The sequence below is a fragment of the Polaromonas sp. UC242_47 genome (assembly GCF_044452385.1).
In the GTDB taxonomy this organism is placed as follows: Bacteria; Pseudomonadota; Gammaproteobacteria; order Burkholderiales; family Burkholderiaceae_C; genus Polaromonas.
Genome location: NZ_JBIOAO010000001.1, coordinates 865,469 through 885,728 on the forward strand (window position 1 = coordinate 865,469; position 20,260 = coordinate 885,728).

The window sequence follows — 20,260 nt, forward strand, 5'->3', positions numbered from 1 at the left end:
ACGCGTCACAAACGGCCAAGCTGAATCGTCAATACGGTGTCACCTCCAACTTTTAAAGGAAACACCATGAGCACGACAACAGCCCCCATCCGCCACGACCTCACCATTCCCGATGTATTTCAGTCCCTGATGAACGTGCATGAGACCGTGGGCAGCCACGGTTTCAGCAAGACCATTCACCACCTGGTGCATTTGCGGGCATCGCAGATCAATGGCTGCGCGTTTTGCGTCAAGATGCATACCCGCGAGGCCCGGGAAGATGGGGAACGCAGCGACAGGCTGGACCGGCTGGTTGTCTGGCCGCATGTCAGCGACTTCAGTGAGGCCGAAAAAGCCGCCCTGGCCTGGACAGAAGCCTTGACCGTGCTGGACGCCAAAACCGATTACGCCGCGCTGCGCGCCCGACTGCGGGCTGTTTTCAGCGACAAGGAGATCAGCGTTTTGACCAGTACCATTGCCCTGGTCAACCTGTGGAACCGCATCCAGATTTCAGGACACTGAGCCCATGTCCGGCGCCGACACCACTGCCATCTTTGAAGAAAGGCGCCGCCACCTGTTTGGCCTCGCCTACCGCATCCTGGGCTCACGCGCCGATGCGGAAGACGCCGTGCAGGACACCTTCCTGAAGTGGCAAGGCGCTGACCACGCGGCCATAGAAACACCGGCTGCCTGGCTCACCACCCTCTGCACGCGGCACTGCATCGACCTGCTGCGGGACGCGCAGCGCAGCCGCGTCGACTACATCGGCACCTGGTTGCCCGAACCGATCCAGACCAGCACCGGCGACACGCCCGAAACGCATGCGCTGCTGGCCTCGTCCCTCAACACCGCCTTCCTGCTGTTGCTGGAGCGCCTGACGCCCAAAGAACGTGCGGCCTACCTGCTGCGCGAGATTTTCGACACGCCTTACCCGGAGGTGGCCGGCATGCTGGGTATCGAAGAGGCCGCCTGCCGCAAGCTGGTCTCGCGCGCCCATGCCAGCATCGCTCAGGGCAAGGTGCGGCACGTCACCGCACCCGAGGTGCAGAACGGCCTGCTGGACGCCTTCCGCGAAGCCATCACCGCCGGCAGCACCGACTCTCTGGCCCACCTGCTTTCTGAAGACATTACCCTCTGCGCCGACAGCGGCGGCAAGGTCTCTTCCATCGAGGGCGTCATACAGGGCAAGGGCAGCGTGCTTGCCCTCATCGCCAACCAGCTGGCCCGCTACTGGGCCGCTTACGAATGGTTGCCCTGCGAGATCAATGGCGGCCGCGCCATACAGCTGCGCATGAACGGCGAGATCGCGGCGGCCATCACCTTTGCCTACAACGATGAAGGCAAGGCCACGAATATCTACATCATGCGCAATCCTGACAAGCTCGACGGGCTGGCCTTCGGGCCGGAGGTTTTGTCATGAGGATGCCATGCTGCGGCGGGAAACGAGCCGGATACGTCGCTTTTTTAGGTGATTCAGGCCTCCAGCCCTTGTCCCGTGGTTGTAAGAGGCTATCAAAAAAATAGCAATCTGTATGCGTCAACGGGTCGCCGAGAAGCGCTCCCGCCCGTGCCGTTTCAGATTTTGCGACCTGGGCGAGCCAAGCTCATGTTCATGGGGCGGTCGCACCTGCCGCCGCCTTGGTAAACTATGCGTCTGCCTTTGTAGCTCAGTGGATAGAGCGATCCCCTCCTAAGGGATAGGTCGCAGGTCCGATTCCTGCCAAGGGCACCATCTTTTGTTCAGCGCGACAACCCTGGCGGTTTCGTCGGCTGAATCAGGCGTTCAGCCCAACCTAGTCAAACGGAATCGTGAAGATCAGGTCCACCGCGCTTTGATCGCCGGCCTGGGCCCGCACGGTGAAGCGTTGCGACAAATCATAAAAAAGATACAGCGTGCCGAGTGCGCCCGACAGGCTGCGTTCATACGCCGCGTAAAAATTGCGTGAAAACCGTTTGCCCAGGGTGACCGCGCCTTCGCTGGTGCTGCCGTCGGCCTGGGTGGAGGCGCCGCGAATAGACAACTCGTCCAATCCCAGCGAGGCAGCCAGCCCGCCCGACAGGCCACTGGCCTTGCTGCCCAGCAGGGCGATGGCGGCTTGCTGCAGCAACGCGGCTTCGGCGCCGCCACTGGCCGAGGCGCGGCCGACCACCAGCCAGGACAGTTTTTCGCTGTCAGGCAACTCGGGCTCCGCGTACAGGCGCACACGCGGCAGCAGCGCGGTGCCGGTGATTTGCACCCCCACACGTTGCGTGAGGTTGGGGCGTATCGCCAGAATGTCCAAGGTCGGGTTGTCGATGGGGCCGGTAAACCGCAACACACCTTGCTCCACGTCCAGGCGCTGGCCGTAGGCGCGGTATTCGCCGTTCACGGTGTGGACGGTGCCGGTCAGGCGGACACTGTCTATTGATTCGCCTTGCAAGGCCAGCGTGCCTTGCACCCGGGTGTCCAGGCCTTTGCCCTGGATGCGGAAGTCATCACCCAGGTTGAGCTGCACCGCCAGCTTGAGGGAGCGGCCGTCCTTGCCCTCGCTGTTGGGGGCCGAGGCGTCGGCCGGCGCTTTTTTGCCGGAGGCCGCACGACCGGTCGTGCGGACGATGACATCGTTACCCAGTTGCGGCGTACTTTCGTCTGGCAGCAAGATGAGCGCTTTGTCGACGCGCAACTGGCCGGTAAACGCCGCCGCCTTGTTCGCCAGCGTGGCCCGGATATCACCCGACAAGGTGATCTGCCGGTCGGTGCGCAGGCTGGCCCGCAGGCGTTCGAGTTTGGCGTCCAGCTGGACCTGCGGCTGGCCATTGATCCAGCCGGCTTCGCCTTGCGCACGTAGCATGCCGCCCGCGCCTTGCTCGCCGGCGCCCTGCAAGGTGAACTCGCTGATACGCATGCGGGTGCCGTCCAGCGTGGCACGCAGCCGGCCTTTGCCGAACTCGATGCCGTCCACCACCGAACGCAAGGCCAGGTCATCGGCCTGCAGGCTGCCGCTCAGGTGTGGCGCGATACGGGTACCGCTGAGGACCACATCGGTGCCCAGCGAGCCGCGCAGCCGCCAGCCCGGCGGTGCCAGCACCGACCAGACCCCGATGCGTGGCAGTTGCGCGCGCAACTGGCCGTTGATAGGCGAATCCTGCGGCCAGACCCAGCCTTCGGCGCCACGTTTGGCCAGGCGTGTGCTCAAGATGCCATCGGCCTTGCCCGCGCGTTCGCTGTCCCAGCGCAATACCACGGTCACGGCCTCGCCCTCGCTGAGCAGCGAGAGCCGTGCGTCGCGCACACCCGCGGCGACCGGTGTGTTCACACCCTGGGCCGTTTCGGCCTGCACCGTGAGGTCGCCCCGGCTGCGTGCCAGGCTGGCTTTGAGGCGCAAGGTCTCGCCCAGCGCCGCATCCCATTGGCCGTCAAACACCAGGTTGCCGGTCAGGCCAGCGCCGGCCAATTGCGGGCCGGCGATCAGCTCGATCCAGGCCAGCGGCAGGCCGGTGAGTGTGCCGGCCGTGATCAATTCTCCGGCGCGCCATTTCACCGCTTGCCAGGCCAGTACCGCTTGGGATGGCGTGGTGGTCGCGCCTGCCGACGCGCCGCGCGCCGGTGCACTCAGCACCGCTTCGCCGGTGCCGGCTTCCAGGGCGCCGCCGCTGGCGCCAGGAGTCCATTTCAGCGGCACGTTGCCGCGGCTGGCCAGGCGCCAGACGCCCGTGCCCAGCGCCGGGTCTTGGACCGACAGCTCCAGTTGCTGAACCAGGGCCTGCCAGCGTGCGGCCGACCAGGCGGCTTTGGCCGGGCCGATGCGGCCACCACTGGCGGCGGCCTGTAAGGCATAACGGCGTTCGGCCAGTTCAAGCCGTCCTTGGGCCTTGAGTTCGGCCTGGCTCAGGCGGCCAGACACGCTGACTTCGACCGCGCGAACTTTCAATACGTCGGGGCTGGGGCTGGATGCGTCCTTGGTTTTGGGTGCCGGGCCGGCCTGCCAGTCCAGCGACGGGACTTGCAGCTTGGCCTGCAGCGCCGGGTCACGCCAGCCGCCTTGCCAGCCGAGCTGGAGGTCGACCTTGCCACTGGCCGAGGCATTGCGCAGGCTGGCAGGCATACCGGGCAGGCCTTGCAGCCAGCGCAAGGCCTGACCGGCATCCCGGCCGCGCAGGTTGAGTTCGCCTGCACCGCGGGCTTCTCGCAGCTCACCCTGTATCTGGGCGTCCAGGCCGGGCGCGTTCAGGGTTACATGGCCTTTGCCGCTGGGCACGGCGGGTTGCAGCTCCAGCGTGCCGGCCAGCGTGGCGTCGTCGGACCGTAGCTGGAATTGGGTGAGCGACAAGGTGTCACCAGCCCAACGCCCTTGCGCGCTGGCATCGCGCAGCCGCAAGTTGCCGGTGTCCGGCTTCACGGCGGTTTTGGCTGTGGCTACCGGCGCGCCGTTGCTGGTCAGGCGGGTATCAAAATTGATCGCACCCGCTTGACCGCTCAGGTCGGCCTGTCCGTTGACGGGCAAGGCGGCAAACTGTGTGTGCAAGGCGGCCGGGTTGATGTTTTTCAAGGTGGCTTTTGCCTGCCAGTCCGTTGCGTCGGGGGATGGCGTGGCACTTGACCATTGACCGCTGGCCAGCACCTCGCCGCCGCCAAGCTGGGCCTGGAGCTGGCGCACCATGGCCACCCCGTTGCGCCATTCTCCCTGCGCTTGCAGGCGGTCCAGCGGCAGCCTCTGTTGGTCCCAGGGGCCGGGCAGGCTGTTGTGAATGCTGGTTTGCAATTGCCAGGCCGCATGGACCTTGTTGTCGGGCCGCACGCTGAAGGTGCCGGTCAGTCCGGTTTGTGGCGCGCCTGGCCAAAGACTGGCCAGGTCCAATGCGCTGAAGCTGGCATCGGCCTGCGGCAGGGGCTGCGCGGCCCAGGGGGTGAGGCGCGCTGTGGCGCTGGCTTGTGGCGCCGGGCTGGCGCCCACAGCGGGGGTGCTGAGTTTTATTGCCGCCTGGAGGGTCAGCTCGGTCAGCGGCCCACGCGCCGTGGCCGTGACGACCAGCGGCATGTGGGTGTTGCTGCTGGGTACAGCGGCGTCCATAGTGCCAGAAAGCGCCGCGTCCAGCGCCAGTGTGCCTGTGGCGGCCAGGCTCACACGGCCCGAATAATGCCCGCTGGCCACTTGCGCGCCGCTCAGCGTCAGTTGGTGTTGCGCGCCGTCGAATTGATAAGACCCGGTGATGTCGCTGGCGTCAAAGGCTGGGGGACCTGCCCATTGCAGACGATCTACGGAAAATGCATCCAGCGTGATGCGAAAGGGCAGGGCCAAGGAGGTGGGTGGTCCGGCGCTTGGCGAGGCGGCACGCTGGTCATCGATGGACACACTGGCCGCAACCAGGCGCTGCAGCTGGAGCTGGCCGGATAGCAGCGACAAGGGTTGCCAGGCCAGGCTGGCACCGGTGGCCACCACCTTCAGGCCATCCTGCTGCCAACTCAGGGTCTGAACCTGGCCGCCGGCGCGCAAGGAGCCGCTCACCCCTTCCGCGTTCAGGGGGTGATAACGTGCGACCCAGCGCAGCGACGTGGCCAGCGAACCGTCGGTGCCCGACCACCACCAGAGAGCACTGAACCCGGTGAGCAGCACAACAAACACGGCCGCCAGCGCCGTGGCCAGCACGTGGTGCCATCGGCGCGACGGCCGCGCGGGGGCTGGGGCGGTGTGATTGGGCGTGGCCATCAGAAAACAAATCCCACACTCATGTGCAGACGGAACTGCTGGGTTTTCACGCCGTAGGCCAGGTCAATCTGCAAGGGCCCGATCGGGCTGCGCCAGCGTACGCCGGTGCCCAGGCCCACCACGGGTTTCAAATCCTGTGGCCGGTCAGCGACCGAACCGACATCGACAAACAAGGTGTTTTCCCATTCGGACGGCAAACCGTTGCGCAGCATGGGACGCTGCCACTCGACGCTGCCCACGGCCATGTAACGTCCCGGCCCGATCAGGCCGTCGGCCCGCTGCACGCCGATGTCGCGGTAACCGTAACCCCGCACGGTGTTGTCACCGCCGGTACGAAACAGCAGGGTGCTGGGCACACGCGCCGAGTCGGCGGCCACCACAGCGGCGCCCTCGGCGCGCAGGGCGATCCGGCTGCCTGTGAGTGTTTTTACGCCCATCCAGCGTCCGGCCGTGCGCACAAAGGGCTGGCGTTTGCTGTCCAGGGTGATACCGCCACCCAGCTCCAGCCCCAGGCCGTAACCTTTATCCGGGAAAGGCAGGTTGTTGAAATAACGGCCGGTCCACACATAGTTGCCGCTGATGGCCGAGCCGTCACCGCTGTCGCTGTTGGAAATGCTGGTGCCGCTCGCGGGCTGTACGCCGGCGCGGTCGTATTGCAGGTAGACATTGCGGTCTATGCGGTCGCCCGCCTGCGATTTGCCCACACGCAGGCGCTGCGCGCGGGTGATGAGTTCGTTGTCGTCCAGACGTTCGGTCCGTCCCAGTGCACCCCAGCGCCAGCCGTCCTCATCAGGGATGGCTGTCCATTCGGTTTGTGCAAACGGCGACTTGCGCTCCAGTTGCAACTTGGTGGTTGCGCGCCAGTCGATGCCGGGCACACGGTGATGGGTGTATTCCACCGAGGTACGGGGGCCGGTGTCGGTCGCCGCGCCTATGCCCAGCACCACTTTTTGCAGCGGCGCCTCACGCACCTGGACTTGCACCGGTGCCGCCAAAGGGTCGCTTTCCGGGTCGATAAAAATCGAGGCCGAGTCAAAATAGCCGCTGGAGGCCAGCCGTTGTTGCGCTTCCAGCAGCCGGTTCTGGTCGTAGACCGAGCCCGGCTCCAGCCGGGCCAGGCGCGGCACCAGTTGCGGGTCATAACGCTTCAAGCCCTTGACCTGCATCGGTCCCAGGCGGTACAGCGGTCCGGAGTCCAGCGTGAGCGATAGCGCTGCACGCTGGGTCGTGGCATCGATGTCGGCCAGGCTGTCCGACAGCCGGCCCGCCGGGTAACGCCGGACCACCAGTTCGCGCAGCGCCTGGGTCTTGGCGCTGTCCCAGCTGTCCTGGGTAAAACGCTGGCCTATGGGCAGGCGCCAGTCGCGCCGGATGCCTTCACGCTGGGCCACGGCGCCGGTGTCAGTCGACTCGGCGATGTTGCCGGAAAAATCAATCGCCACGCTGCCCGTGCGGGTGAACTCGCCGGGTTCCACGGCCACCACGATGTTGGGGCGCTGCTCCGTGCCTTCACGGGTGATGCTGATACGGGGGCTGAAATAACCGAGCGTGCCGACCAGGTTGCGCACATTGCGCTCGGCCAGCACGATCAGGCGCGCCAGTTCGGCTTCGTCCAGGTCGGTCACGGCGCGGTAACGCCGCAGCTCCAGGTGCCGCTCCAGCAGTTCGCGTACCTCGGTCGGGGCCTTCACCTCGATGTCAAAGGCCGTGACTTCGGGCTGTGCCTGGGTCGTGCCGACCGCGCCTCGGGGAGTCGCCGGCGGCGCGAGGCCGGCGGGCGGCGGGGCCGGTACCGTGGTCTGCGTGATGGGGGCCGGGCTGGTGCCCGGCATGGCGGTATTGGCCGGTGCGGCGGACGTGCCGGTCTGCGCGGCGGCCGCAGACGCAAGAAGAAACAAGAGGGCGGTGGCAGTCAGCTGCGCTGGGGCCGCCCCCCAGGCGCGGCAGGGACTGGTATGGGTCACCTTTCCAGTTTACTTGGACAACAGGCGCATCGCCTCTTCAAGTCCTTTGATGGTCAGCGGGTACATGCGCTGGTTGACCAGTTGCTGGATCACGCTGATGCTCTGGCGGTATTGCCAGACGCCTTGCGGCTCGGGATTGATCCAGACGAATTTCGGGAAGGCGTTGGTCAGCCGCTGCATCCATTCGGCGCCGGCTTCCTCGTTGTTGTATTCGACACTGCCGCCAGGCTGCAGGATTTCATAGGGGCTCATGGTCGCGTCGCCGACAAAGATCAGTTTGTAATCCTTGTTGTATTTGCGAATGATGTCCCAGGTCGGAAATTTTTCGCTGAAGCGGCGGCGGTTGTTCTTCCACATGAAGTCATAGACGCAGTTGTGGAAGTAATAAAACTCGATGTGTTTGAACTCGGTCTTGGTGGCCGAGAACAATTCTTCAACGCGGCTGATATGTTCGTCCATGGTGCCGCCCACGTCCATCAACAGCAGCACTTTGACGTTGTTGTGGCGCTCCGGCACCATCTTGATGTCCAGCCAGCCGGCGTTGGCCGCGGTGGATTTGATGGTGTCGTCCAGGTCCAGCTCTTCGACATGGCCTTCACGTGCGAACTTGCGCAGGCGGCGCAGCGCCACCTTGATGTTGCGTGTGCCCAGCTCCTGCGTGTCGTCGTAGTCTTTGTAGGCACGCTGGTCCCAGACCTTGACGGCGCTTTTGTTGCGGCTTTTTTCCTGGCCTATGCGTATGCCTTGCGGGTTGAAACCGTTGGCGCCAAACGGCGAGGTGCCGCCCGTGCCTATCCACTTGCTGCCGCCTTCATGGCGTTCTTTCTGCTCTTCGAAACGTTTTTTCAGCGTCTCCATGAGTTCGTCCCAGCCCATCTTTTCGATCTTGGCCTTGTCTTCGGGGCTGAGCTCCAACTCCAGGTTTTTGCGCAGCCACTCCAGCGGGATGTCCTTGGTGAAGTCGGCAATCGTCTCCACACCCTTGAAGTAGGCCGCAAAGGCGCGGTCGAACTTGTCGTAGTGTTTTTCGTCCTTCACCAGCACCGTGCGGCTCAGGTAATAGAAGTCGTCGATCTTGTAGGCGCCTTCGCCGTCGTGGGCGTCCAGCTTGTCGCTGTTGGGGCCTACCACACCGGCCTGCAGCGCTTCGAGCAGCATCAGGTATTCCTTGACGGAAACCGGCAGCTTGGCGGAACGCAGGGTGTAAAAAAAATCGATCAGCATGCTGGCGCTCCTCTCAGGCTTTGGTTGCCCTGGGTTTCTCGAGCATGTATAAAAGTTGCGCCTTGACCTCCGGCCATTCACCCGAGCGCAGGCTGTACATCACCGTGTCCCGAATGGTGCCGTCGCGCCGCAGGGCGTGGCCGCGGATCACGCCGTCTTTTTTGGCGCCCAGGCGCTCGATGGCCCGCTGCGAGGCGTGGTTGAAGTTGTCGGTGCGCCAGCCGACCACGTGGCAGCCCAGGGTCTCAAACGCATGCGTGAGCAGCAGGAGTTTGCAGGTGGTGTTGACATGGGTGCGCTGGCAACGGGCGGCGTACCAGGTGTAGCCAATCTCGACACGTTTCACGGCCGGCACGATGTCGTGGTAGCTGCTGGTGCCCAGCACGGTGCCCGTGGCTTGGTCGCGCACGGCGAAGGCAAAACGGTGACCGGCTTCACGGCCCTTGAGGGCGTCTTCGATGTAGGTCCGCGTTTGTTCCGGCTCGGGCACGGAGGTGATGCGCAGATTCCACAACTCGCCGTCGGCGGCCGCGGCGCGCAGGCCGGCTTCGTGCTCCAGCGCCAGGGGCAGCAGTTCCACGCCCCGGCCGGAAAGTGTGACGGCTTGGACAAAACTCATGCGTCTTTGCTCCGCTTTTTCTCTTGCGCACGGCGCCAGCGCCGCGCCAACTGCAGACCGAGGCCGCCTCCGATGCCCACCAAAACGATGCCCGCAATGGCGCTGTTGCCATAACCGGCCGCAAAAATGTCGAAGCCAAAAAAACGGCCCAGCCAGAAGCCGATCAAGGCCCCACCGACAAAACCGACGGCATCGGACAGGCCTTCGAGCAGGAGTTTGGGGGTATCGGCAGCCATGGTTTTAGCGGTTGTGGCGCTGCATGAACACCAGTTTTTCGAACAAGGTGACGTCCTGCTCGTTCTTCAGCAGCGCGCCGACCAGCGGTGGCACGGCCACCTTGTCTTCCTTGCTTTGCAAGGCTTCGAGGGGAATGTCTTCGGCCACCAGCAGCTTGAGCCAGTCCAGCAGTTCGCTGGTGGACGGTTTTTTCTTCAAGCCGGGCAGGTTGCGCACGTCGTAAAAGGTTTTCATGGCCGCGGCCAGCAACTCTTTTTTCAGGCCGGGGAAATGCACGTCAACGATTTGTTTCATCGTGTCGGCATCGGGGAACTTGATGTAGTGGAAGAAGCAGCGGCGCAAAAACGCGTCAGGCAGTTCTTTTTCGTTGTTCGAGGTGATGAACACCAGCGGCCGGTGTTTGGCCTTGATCAGTTCGCGGGTTTCGTAGCAGTAAAACTCCATGCGGTCGATCTCGCGCAGCAAGTCGTTGGGGAATTCAATGTCGGCCTTGTCGATCTCGTCAATCAGCAAGGCCACCGGCTCATCGGCTGTGAAGGCCTGCCAGAGCACACCCTTGATGATGTAGTTGTGGATGTCCTTGACCTTGGCATCGCCCAGTTGCGAGTCGCGCAGACGCGAGACCGCGTCGTATTCGTACAAACCTTGCTGCGCCTTGGTGGTGGATTTGATGTGCCATTGCAACAGTGGCAGTTTCAGTGCTTCGGCCACTTCCTCGGCCAGCATGGTCTTGCCGGTACCGGGCTCGCCCTTGACCAGCAGAGGCTTTTTGAGAGTGGCAGAGGCATTGACGGCAAGCATCAAATCCTGGGTGGCGACGTAGTTTTTGGAGCCTTGGAATTTCATGGTGGATGGCGAAGTGAGCTTGGGAAGAAGCGAATCTGCGGTGATTGAGCGGGGTCAGGACTTTGCCGCAGCAGGCCCAGATATAATCGATGGCTGTTTTATATAACAAATTCTCACCTGATTGTGCGCGCAAAATGAATAAGCTGTTCACCACGATATTTGCCGTTGCTGTCTCATTTGTGACGGTTGCAGCCCATTCCCAGGACATCAAGGGTGATGCCAAAGCCGGCGAGGCAAAAAATGCCATGTGTATCGGTTGCCATGGCATCAAGGGCTACCAGGCCAGCTTCCCCGAGGTTTACAAGGTGCCGATGATTTCGGGCCAAAGCGCCAAATACATCTCTGCTGCCCTGCATGCTTATCAAAAAGGTGAGCGCAAGCACCCGTCGATGCGTGGCATCGCCGACTCCCTGAACGACCAGGACATCGCTGACCTGGCCGCTTATTACAGCCAGCACGGCTTGCCGCAAGATGCCGCTCCGGTGGCCAAAACCATCAAGGCGCCCAGCCCTGAAGTGGCGGCATTGCTGAACAAGGCCAATTGCGCATCCTGCCACGGCGCCGACTTCAGCAAACCGATCGACCCCAGCTATCCCAAACTGGGTGGCCAGCATGCGGACTACCTGTTTGTGGCGCTGAAGTCCTACAAGTTTGAAAACAACCCCAAAGTCGGTCGCGGCAACGCCATCATGGCGGGCATGGTCAAGCAGTACAGCAATGCAGAACTCAAGCAGTTGGCCAAGTACCTGTCGTCCGTGGAAGGCGACCTGAAGGTTGTGCCGCAGAGCGAGTTTCGGCTGAAGCGCTGAGCGCCCGTCCCCCCACAAAAAATGCCGCTGATTCAGCGGCATTTTTTTTGTCGGTCAAACCTGTTGTGCCAGCCGCATCAATCCCGGGTGGCGTGGCGCTGCACGCAGTCGATATAGGCGGCGCCGTCGGGTGGCCGGCCGGCGCGCTGGCTTTCCCAGACCATCTGGCCCAGGCAGTCCATAGTTTCGTGGTGCGCCGCGTGTAGCGAGTTGCGCCGTGCGGTCAGCAACTCGACCGCCTGCCGGATGCCGCGCGGCTGGTCGATGGAACACTGCTCGCTGATCGACAGGTGCATGGAGATGTGCAAAAACGGATTGGTTTTGCCCGCTTCCACGTCGTACATTTTTTCCAGCGCCGCGTCGGCATCGGCGAAGTCGGCATGGTATTCGGGATGTTCGTCTATCCATTGGCTTGCTATGATTTCAATAGCTTCCAGCGCTTGTCCTGAGCGGGCTTTGGCATAAACAGAACAGAAAAAGCGGCGAACGTCGGCTTGCGAAGGTGTGAACATGGGGCAAGCGTAGCACGGGGTCTATGTCCGATGGCGGTGTGGTGTTTCATGCACGGGGACACGGCAGGCGGCCATGTCCTACGCGTTTTGGCCGGGCCATCACGTAGATTACGTGCACGGCAGCGCGGTCCCGGCAAGCGTGCGTCAATTTATCCCATCATCCGGCGAGGAGACCTTTATGAATGCAATCAGAATCACAGGCATTGTTTTAATCGTGCTCGGGCTGGCCGGCTTTTTCACCGGCGGCTTCAGTTTCACCAAAGACACGACGGCGGCCAAGATCGGCCCGATTGAATTGACGGTCAAGGAAAAGCAGTCCATCACGATTCCGCAATGGCTGAGCATGGGTGCGGTCTTGCTGGGCGCCGTGGCACTGGTGATGGGCGGCCGCAAGCCCTGATCTTGCGGGCCGCCAGCGTGGGGGCGACGGATCAGTTGCGCTGCACGCTGAGCAGGCGCGAGATGGTTTGCGCCGCGGCCAGCAGCGACGGCAACATGCTGTCCTGCATGACCTTGGCGCTGGTGCGGTTGGCCTGGCCGCTGATGTTCAGCGCCGCCACCGTGCGCCCCAGCCTGTCCTGAATCGGGGCGGCCATGGACACCAGGCCTTCTTCCAGCTCCTGGTTAACCAGGCACCAGCCCTGCTTGCGGGTTTGCGCGAGTTTCTGACGCAGCGCATCCAGGTCGGTGATGGTGTGCCGGGTCAGCGCTTCAGGCCGGGAGGCTATCAAGCGGGCCATGGCTTGTTCTTCCGGCATCGCGGCCAGCAAGACCCGTCCCAGTGAGGTGCAATAGGCTGGCAGGCGCGAGCCAACGCCCAAGGTGATGCTCATGATCTTGTGGGTGGACACACGCAGCACATACACAATGTCCGTGCCATCCAGCACGGCGGCCGAACACGACTCCCTGACTGCTTCGGCCAGGTTTTCCATCGCCGGCTCGGCCAAATTCCAGATCGGCATGGACGAGAGGTAGGCAAAACCCAGATCCAGGATGCGCGGCGTCAGTGAAAAATACTTGCCGTCGCTGACCACATAACCCAGTGTCTGCAGGGTCAATAAAATGCGCCGGGCACCGGCGCGGGTCAGTCCGCTGCGCGCCGCCACTTCGCTCAGTGTTTGCTGGGGCGACTGGGCGCTGAAGGATCGGATCACCTCCAGCCCACGCGCAAAGGACTGGACATAACTGTCGCCCGGCGTGGGGCCGGGCTGCTGGTCAGGGCTCAGGGGCGATGCTGCGATTGCCATGGCTGGTGAAATCTCCTAAAATTCATTATACGAACATTTGTTCTACATAAGAACAAATTTCTTTTTTTTGATCCTTATTGCGGAGACAGCTTCATGATCAACAAGATTGCCCGCTCGATTGCCGATGCGCTGGCGGACGTGAAAGACGGTTCCACCGTGCTGATTGGGGGTTTTGGGACCTCCGGCATTCCCAGTGAACTGATTGACGGACTGATAGCGCAGGGCGCGAAAGACCTGACCGTGGTCAACAACAACGCCGGTAACGGCGAGGTGGGCCTGGCTGCGCTGCTCAAGACCGGCCGCGTGCGCAAGGTGATCTGCAGTTTTCCGCGCCAGGTCGACAGCCAGATTTTTGACGGCCTGTACCGCAGCGGCCAACTGGAACTGGAGCTGGTGCCGCAAGGCAACCTGGCCGAACGTATTCGTGCCGCCGGTGCCGGCATAGGCGCCTTTTTCTCGCCCACCGGCTTTGGCACGGAGCTGGCCAAAAACGCCGACGGCTCGGCCAAGGAAACCCGTGAGATCAACGGCAAGCACTATGTGCTGGAGATGCCGATTTACGCCGACCTCGCGCTCATCAAGGCGGAGCAGGGCGATCGCTGGGGCAACCTGACCTACCGCATGGCGGCGCGCAACTTTGGCCCGGTGATGGCCACCGCCGCGAAAAAGACCGTGGCCACCGTGCACGAGATTGTTGAACTCGGCGCGCTGAATCCGGAGCACATCGTGACGCCCGGCATTTTTGTCCACCAGATTGTGAAAATTGACCGTGTGGCCACGCAGGCTGGCGGCATCAAACGGGCCGCATGACATGACTTACCAAAAACGCAGCAAAGACCAACTGGCCGCCCGCGTGGCGCAAGACATTCATGACGGCGCCGTCGTCAACCTGGGCATAGGCATGCCGACCCTGGTGGCCAACCATATTCCTGCTGGCATGGAGGTCGTGTTGCACAGCGAAAACGGCATCCTGGGCATGGGCCCGGCACCGGCCGAAGGCGACGAAGACTACGACCTGATCAATGCCGGCAAACAGCCGGTGACGCTGCTCAAGGGCGGGGCCTTTTTCCACCATGCCGACAGTTTTGCCATGATGCGCGGCGGCCACCTCGACATCTGTGTGCTGGGCGCCTTCCAGGTCTCAAGCACCGGTGACCTGGCCAACTGGAGCACCGGCGAGCCCGGCGCGATTCCCGCCGTGGGCGGCGCGATGGACCTGGCGATTGGTGCCAAGCAGACCTGGGTGATGATGGACTTGCTGACCAAAAAAGGCGAGAGCAAGGTGGTGGCCCAGTGCAGCTACCCGCTCACCGGCATTGCCTGCGTCAAGCGCATCTACTCCGAGCTGGCCACACTGGAATGCACGCCGGACGGCCTCAAGCTCATCGACAAGGTCGAGGGCCTGGCGCACGCCGAGCTGGAAAAACTCATAGGCCTGCCTGTGGCACTCTAATCTCTTCCGGCCTGATGTCACCTGATCACCATTTGTTGTAACCCTTTTTCACCAAGAACCTCATGACCCAAGCTTTCATTTGCGATGCCATCCGTACCCCCTTCGGCCGCTACGGCGGTGCCCTGAGCAGCGTGCGCACCGACGACCTGGGCGCGGTGCCCATCCGGGCGCTGATGCAGCGCAATCCGAACGTGGACTGGGCGGCCGTGACCGATGTGATTTATGGCTGCGCCAACCAGGCCGGTGAAGACAACCGCAACGTGGCCCACATGTCCAGCTTGCTGGCCGGCCTGCCGATTGACGTGCCCGGCGCCACCCTGAACCGCCTGTGCGGCTCCGGCCTGGATGCCGTGGGCACGGCGGCGCGTGCCATCAAGTCCGGCGAAGCCGGCCTGATGATTGCCGGCGGCGTCGAAAGCATGAGTCGCGCGCCGTTTGTGATGCCCAAAGCCGAAAGCGCCTTCAGTCGCAACAACGCCGTGTATGACACCACCATAGGCTGGCGCTTTGTGAACAAGCTGATGAAGGCCCAGTACGGCGTGGACTCCATGCCCGAAACCGCCGAGAACGTCGCCACTGATTACAAGATCGAACGCGAAGCCCAGGACCGCATGGCGCTGGCCAGCCAGCTCAATGCCGTGGCCGCGCAAAAGGCCGGTCACCTGGCGCGCGAAATTGTGGGCGTGACGATTCCCCAGAAAAAGGGCGATGCCATCGTCGTCGACAAGGACGAACACCCGCGTGAAACCAGCCTGGAAGCCCTGGCCAAGCTCAAGGGCGTGGTGCGCCCCGATGGCACGGTGACCGCCGGTAACGCCTCGGGTGTGAACGACGGCGCTTGCGCCCTGTTGTTGGCCGACGAAGCCAGCGCCGCCAAATACAGCTTGACACCGCGTGCCCGCGTGGTCGGCATGGCCACGGCCGGTGTGGCGCCGCGCATCATGGGCTTTGGCCCCACGCCCGCCACGCTGAAGGTATTGGCGCAAACCGGCCTCACGCTGGAGCAGCTCGACGTGATCGAACTCAATGAAGCCTTTGCGGCCCAGGGCCTGGCCGTGCTGCGCGCGTTGGGCCTGAAGGACAACGACGTCCGCGTCAACGCCTGGGGCGGCGCGATTGCGCTGGGCCATCCGCTGGGTGCCAGCGGTGCACGCCTGGTCACCACCGCCGTCAACCGCCTGCACGCCACCGGCGGCCGCTACGCCTTGTGCACCATGTGTATTGGTGTGGGCCAGGGCATTGCGCTGATTCTGGAACGGGTTTGAGCACGATGATTGCTGCCTTGCCTGAGGCCACGCTTGTCTCGGGCGCCAGCTCGGGCATTGGCCGCGCCATTGCAGAAGCCCTGCTGGCGCAGGGCCGCCACGTGGTCAACCTTGACTATGTGCTGCCGGACTGGAGCCACCCGCATCTCACCTCCTACCAGGCCGACCTGACCCAGGAAGCCGCCACGCGTGATGCCGCCGCCAAAATCGCAGCGAAGCACAAGGTGACGGCGCTGGTCAACAACGCCGGCGCCACCCGCCCCGGCACCATAGACACCGCGACGACGGCCACGCTGGACGACGTGGTGGGCCTGCACCTGCGCGCGCCCATGCTGCTGACGCAGGCCTTTCTGCCCAGCCTGCGCGCCTGCGGCCGGGGCCGCATCGTCAACATGTCCTCACGTGCCGCCCTGGGCAAGGCGGACCGCATTGTGTATTCCGCCACCAAGGCCGGCATGATAGGCATGACGCGCACCCTGGCCATGGAGCTGGGGCGTGACGGCATCACCGTGAACGCGATTGGCCCCGGGCCGATTGCTACGGAACTGTTCCGCAAGAGCAACCCCGAAGGCGCACCGCAAACACAGCGCATCCTCGACAGCATTGCGGTGGGGCGCATGGGCACGGCAGACGACGTGGCGCGCGCCGCACTGTTCTTCCTGTCGCCCGACAACGGTTTTGTGACCGGCCAGGTGCTTTATGTGTGTGGTGGCACCACGCTGGGTGTGGCGCCCATCTGATTTTTGTCGCCCCTGATGGGGCTTTTCCCTTCCCGGCTTTGCCCCGTGATCCACAAGATCAGCCGCTGGCACAGGACCGGGACTTTCGCTCTCCTTCTCTAGAAAGACTTCTTCATGTCCCGCATTTCCAATTCTGGTCGCCGTCAATTCGCGCTGCGCAGCCTGAGCGCCGCCGTGGCCCTGGGCACCGGCTTGTTGGCCAGCATGCCTGCCGCCGCACAAGCGGTTTACCCGAGCAAGATCATCACCATGGTGGTGCCTTTCTCCGCAGGCGGCACCACCGATATCCTGGCGCGTATCGTGAGCCAGGCCTTGACGGCCGAGCTGGGCCAGTCCGTCATCGTCGACAACCGCGCTGGCGCGGGCGGCAACATTGGCGGGCAGGCCGTGGCCCGCGCGCCGGCTGACGGCTACACCCTGTTCATGGGCACGGTCGGCACACACGCGATCAACGCGGCACTGTATAAAAAAATGCCCTTCGATCCGATCAAGGACTTTGCACCCCTGACCCGCGTGGCCAATGTGCCCAACCTGCTGGTGGCCAACCCCAAGCAGCCCTTCAAAAACGTGAAGGAACTGATTGCCTACGCCAAGGCCAACCCTGGCCAGTTGAACTTCGGTTCGTCCGGCAGCGGCAGCTCCATCCACCTGTCGGGTGAGCTGTTCAAGAGCATGGCCAAGGTCGACATGCAGCATGTGCCTTACAAGGGCAGCGCGCCGGCCGTGACCGACCTGCTGGGCAACCAGATCGCCATCATGTTCGACAACATGCCCTCGGCCATCCAGCATGTGCGTTCGGGCAAGCTGGTGCCGCTCGCCGTCACCACCGCCAAACGTTCGCCCGAACTGCCTGACGTGCCAACCATCGCCGAAGCCGGCGTGCCTGGTTACGAGGCGACCTCATGGTTTGGCCTGTTTGCGCCCGCTGGCACGCCACCGGCCGTGGTGGCCAAGCTCAACACCGCCATCGTCAAGGTGCTGGCCAAGGCCGACGTCAAGAAGAAAATCAACGAGCAGGGCGCCGAGGTCTACAGCGAAACGCCCGAACAGTTCTCCGCCTTCATCCAGAAGGAAGCGGTGAAGTGGGGCAAGGTGGTGCGCGAGTCCGGCGCCAGCGTGGACTGAGGCTGACGCAACACCGGGCCGTGGCCGGTATCCAGAGTGCCTGGTCCTGCGGCATGCTTGCGCCCGGTCCGAACAAGCGCATCCTCCCATCGTCTGAGATCGCTCCCTAGCCGCACCTGGTGCGGCTTTTCTTTTGGTCTTTTTTCCACGAAAGGGAAAACTGATTTCCGCTGGATTCCTTGAACCCCGGCAGACCCTGCTGCACACTGGCCGGCGTCAACAGGAACAAGGAAAAAACAATGAGCAAGCGCATCGGATGGATAGGGCTGGGTCGTATGGGCGAGGCCATGGCCAAACGCCTGATCAAGGCCGGCAACGAAGTGAGTGTGTGGAACCGCACGGCCGCCAAAGCCGCGCCGCTGGCCGAATATGGCGCCACCCTCGTCGGCAGCAAGCAGGACCTGGCCAGTTGCGACATCGTGTTCACCATGGTCTCCACCACCGACGACCTGAAGCAGGTCCTGTTCGGTGACGGTGGCTTGGTGGCGGGCACGGCCAAACCGAAAATTGTTGTGGACAGCTCCTCGATTTCGCAGGAAGGTTCGGCCGACATCCGTGCGCGGCTGGAAGCCATGGGTGTCGGTTACCTGTGTTCGCCGGTGTCGGGCAATGCCAAGGTGGCCAAGGCCGGCAAGTTGCTGCAAGTGGCTTCTGGCCCCAAGGCCTTGTACACCGAGGTCGAGCCCTATCTGCAGGCCATGGCCCGCAAGGTCATGTGGGTGGGTGAGGGCGAGCTGGCTCGCATCTGGAAAATTGCCCACAACACCATGTTTGGCGTGATCATCCAGAACCTCTGCGAGATCACGGTGCTGGCCGAAAAAGCCGGCATCCCGCGCCACATCTTTCTGGAGAGCATCAACGACTCGGTGCTGGGCTCCATGTACACCAAGTACAAGACGCCCATGCTCACCAACCTGAGTTTCGATCAAGTCACCTTCACGCCCAAACTGCTGCTCAAAGACATGGACCTGGGCCTGGGTGCGGCGCGGGCGCACGGCGTGGCCATGCCGGCCGCTGCCGCCACCCGCGAGTCGGTCGCACGCATGGTGGGGCGTGGCCATGAGGACATCGACTTTGCGGTGTTGTTGCTGGAAACCGCGAAAGATGCTGGACTGGAACTCAAGCCCGAAAACGTCAAGATGAGTGACGGCTTGGAGGCTTGAAGATGGCCGCCGCACCCGCCAGAACGCTGATCCGCGGCGCCACCATCGTCACCATGGATGTCCTGGGCGATCTGCCCCAGGGCGACATCCTGGTGACGGGCGACACCCTGACCGAGATTGCGCCGCGCATCCAGGCCGATGATGCGCAGGTTGTGGATGCGACGGGCCACATCATCATCCCGGGCCTGGTCAATGCCCACATGCACACCTGGCAAACCGCCTTGCGCGGTCTGGCCGCCAACTGGACCTTGCTGGAGTATTTCCAGAAAATGCATGCCGGTCTGGCCACGGTGTTCACGCCGGATGACCTCTACATCGCCACCTTGGTGGGCTCACTGAACCAGCTCAACTGCGGCACCACCACCTTGGCCGACTGGTGCCACAACAACCCGACGCCGGCGCACAACGATGCCGCGATTGCCGGCCTGCTGGCCTCCGGCATCCGTGCGGCTTTTTTCCACGGCACACCCAAGCCCGACCCGCAGCCGGGGCAGGCGCCATTCTGGGAGGTGCCGCATCCACGCGCCGAGATCGAACGCCTGCTCAAGGCGCATCAGGGCCAGCCGCTGCTGAGTGTGCAGGCTGCCGTGTTGGGGCCGCATTATTCGACGCTGACGGTGGCGCTGCACGACTTCGCCATGGCCAAAGACCTGGGCCTGATTGCTTCGCTGCACCAGGGCGGCGGGCCGGCGCGTACCCCCGACGGCTGGGAAAAACTGGAGGCCGCCGGCCTGTTGGGCGCGCATATCAACATCGTGCATGGCCATGCGCTGAATGACACGCAGCTGCAGCGCTTTTGTGAGCTGGGCATGAGTTTTTCCGCCGCCGCCGAAAGCGAAATGAGCCAGGGCCACGGCCACCCGTTGACCGGCCGCCTGCGCGCCCTGGGTCGCGCACCGTCGCTGGGGGTGGACCTGGAAAGTGTGCTCAGCGGCGACATGTTGTCGCAGGCGCGGGTGGCGCTGGGCATTCAGCGCTCGCTGGACAACGTCGCCTACCGCGAAACCCACAGCACGATTCCGCCGACCTCGACCATCACGACACGTGAAGCGCTGTCCTGGGTCACGGTCGAAGGCGCCCGCATGCTCCAGCAGTCGCACCGTATTGGTTCGCTGGCGGTCGGCAAACAGGCCGACCTGGTGTTGATACGTGCGAGCGACCTCAACATGCAGCCGGTGCACGACCCGGTCAACTCGGTGGTGATGCAAACCTCGCTGGCCAACATCGACAGCGTGATGGTGGCCGGGCAGTGGAAAAAACGCCACGGCCAGTTGCTGGGTGTGGACCTGGCGCCGCAGCTGACGGCCTTGCGGGCGTCGGGGCAAAAAATTGCGAAAGCGTTGTCGCTATCAAAGTGATAGTTGGTTGCGCTTATCCCTAAAGGGCGGAG

At 63.3% G+C, this 20,260-nt stretch carries 19 protein-coding genes and 1 tRNA gene; 12 read left to right on the top strand and 8 right to left on the bottom strand.

Translation table 11 applies throughout. The features are described from left to right. Positions 1-66: 66 nt before the first annotated feature. From ACHMXK_RS04225 to ACHMXK_RS04235, 3 genes are all read left to right on the top strand, one after another. A complete protein-coding gene (locus tag ACHMXK_RS04225) occupies positions 67-501 on the top strand; it encodes a carboxymuconolactone decarboxylase family protein (protein WP_397437968.1) in 435 nt (144 codons plus the stop codon). A gap of 4 nt (positions 502-505) precedes the next feature. After that, entirely contained in the window at positions 506-1,399 is an 894-nt protein-coding gene (sigJ, locus tag ACHMXK_RS04230; RefSeq protein WP_397437970.1) for an RNA polymerase sigma factor SigJ, read from the top strand. A gap of 236 nt (positions 1,400-1,635) precedes the next feature. Then, positions 1,636-1,711, top strand: a tRNA-Arg gene (locus tag ACHMXK_RS04235). A gap of 61 nt (positions 1,712-1,772) precedes the next feature. On the opposite strand, the gene ACHMXK_RS04240 is transcribed toward ACHMXK_RS04235, so the two are convergent. The 6 genes from ACHMXK_RS04240 to ACHMXK_RS04265 are packed head-to-tail and all read right to left on the bottom strand — an operon-like array spanning position 1,773 to position 10,556. After that, a complete protein-coding gene (locus ACHMXK_RS04240) occupies positions 1,773-5,666 on the bottom strand; it encodes a translocation/assembly module TamB domain-containing protein (RefSeq protein ID WP_397437972.1) in 3,894 nt (1,297 codons plus the stop codon). Beyond that, positions 5,666-7,630, bottom strand: coding sequence for an autotransporter assembly complex family protein (locus tag ACHMXK_RS04245; protein WP_397437975.1), 1,965 nt, complete (start codon positions 7,628-7,630; stop codon positions 5,666-5,668). The genes ACHMXK_RS04240 and ACHMXK_RS04245 overlap by 1 nt, the downstream gene beginning before the upstream one ends. Before the next feature lie 9 nt (positions 7,631-7,639). Then, complete coding sequence (locus ACHMXK_RS04250) at positions 7,640-8,854, bottom strand: VWA domain-containing protein (RefSeq protein WP_397437977.1); 1,215 nt, start codon at positions 8,852-8,854, stop codon at positions 7,640-7,642. A gap of 13 nt (positions 8,855-8,867) precedes the next feature. After that, positions 8,868-9,473, bottom strand: a complete 606-nt coding sequence (locus tag ACHMXK_RS04255) for a GNAT family N-acetyltransferase (protein WP_397437979.1) — start codon at positions 9,471-9,473, stop codon at positions 8,868-8,870. Continuing rightward, entirely contained in the window at positions 9,470-9,709 is a 240-nt protein-coding gene (locus ACHMXK_RS04260; RefSeq protein WP_397437981.1) for a hypothetical protein, read from the bottom strand. Before ACHMXK_RS04260 ends, ACHMXK_RS04255 begins: the two co-directional genes overlap by 4 nt. Positions 9,710-9,713: 4 nt before the next feature. Next, a complete protein-coding gene (locus ACHMXK_RS04265; RefSeq protein WP_318405347.1) occupies positions 9,714-10,556 on the bottom strand; it encodes a MoxR family ATPase in 843 nt (280 codons plus the stop codon). A gap of 134 nt (positions 10,557-10,690) precedes the next feature. Between ACHMXK_RS04265 and ACHMXK_RS04270 the strand changes: the two genes are divergently transcribed. Beyond that, positions 10,691-11,365, top strand: coding sequence for a c-type cytochrome (locus ACHMXK_RS04270; RefSeq protein ID WP_397437983.1), 675 nt, complete (start codon positions 10,691-10,693; stop codon positions 11,363-11,365). Positions 11,366-11,442: 77 nt separating this feature from the next. Here ACHMXK_RS04270 and ACHMXK_RS04275 read toward each other — a convergent pair whose 3' ends face one another. Next, entirely contained in the window at positions 11,443-11,877 is a 435-nt protein-coding gene (locus tag ACHMXK_RS04275; RefSeq protein WP_397437985.1) for a DUF1841 family protein, read from the bottom strand. 178 nt (positions 11,878-12,055) lie between these two features. Between ACHMXK_RS04275 and ACHMXK_RS04280 the strand changes: the two genes are divergently transcribed. Beyond that, on the top strand, positions 12,056-12,277 hold the full coding sequence (locus tag ACHMXK_RS04280) for a hypothetical protein (RefSeq protein ID WP_397437987.1): 222 nt from the start codon (positions 12,056-12,058) through the stop codon (positions 12,275-12,277). Positions 12,278-12,308: 31 nt separating this feature from the next. Here the strand turns inward: ACHMXK_RS04280 and ACHMXK_RS04285 are convergent, their stop codons facing one another. After that, positions 12,309-13,124, bottom strand: a complete 816-nt coding sequence (locus ACHMXK_RS04285; RefSeq protein WP_397437989.1) for an IclR family transcriptional regulator C-terminal domain-containing protein — start codon at positions 13,122-13,124, stop codon at positions 12,309-12,311. Positions 13,125-13,217: 93 nt separating this feature from the next. Here ACHMXK_RS04285 and ACHMXK_RS04290 point away from each other — a divergent pair, with 93 nt between their 5' ends. From ACHMXK_RS04290 to ACHMXK_RS04320, 7 genes are all read left to right on the top strand, one after another. Then, positions 13,218-13,934, top strand: a complete 717-nt coding sequence (locus ACHMXK_RS04290; protein WP_397437991.1) for a 3-oxoacid CoA-transferase subunit A — start codon at positions 13,218-13,220, stop codon at positions 13,932-13,934. 1 nt (position 13,935) lies between these two features. Then, complete coding sequence (locus ACHMXK_RS04295; RefSeq protein WP_397437994.1) at positions 13,936-14,577, top strand: 3-oxoacid CoA-transferase subunit B; 642 nt, start codon at positions 13,936-13,938, stop codon at positions 14,575-14,577. Positions 14,578-14,639: 62 nt separating this feature from the next. Next, positions 14,640-15,842, top strand: a complete 1,203-nt coding sequence (gene pcaF / locus ACHMXK_RS04300; protein WP_397437996.1) for a 3-oxoadipyl-CoA thiolase — start codon at positions 14,640-14,642, stop codon at positions 15,840-15,842. A gap of 5 nt (positions 15,843-15,847) precedes the next feature. Next, positions 15,848-16,582, top strand: a complete 735-nt coding sequence (locus ACHMXK_RS04305) for an SDR family NAD(P)-dependent oxidoreductase (protein ID WP_397442437.1) — start codon at positions 15,848-15,850, stop codon at positions 16,580-16,582. 114 nt (positions 16,583-16,696) lie between these two features. Continuing rightward, complete coding sequence (locus ACHMXK_RS04310) at positions 16,697-17,707, top strand: Bug family tripartite tricarboxylate transporter substrate binding protein (RefSeq protein ID WP_397437998.1); 1,011 nt, start codon at positions 16,697-16,699, stop codon at positions 17,705-17,707. Between the two features lie 179 nt (positions 17,708-17,886). Continuing rightward, positions 17,887-18,870 (top strand): NAD(P)-dependent oxidoreductase, encoded by a 984-nt coding sequence (locus ACHMXK_RS04315; RefSeq protein ID WP_397438000.1) that lies wholly within the window; start codon positions 17,887-17,889, stop codon positions 18,868-18,870. Between the two features lie 2 nt (positions 18,871-18,872). Continuing rightward, positions 18,873-20,228, top strand: a complete 1,356-nt coding sequence (locus ACHMXK_RS04320) for an amidohydrolase family protein (protein ID WP_397438002.1) — start codon at positions 18,873-18,875, stop codon at positions 20,226-20,228. Positions 20,229-20,260 lie beyond the last annotated feature (32 nt).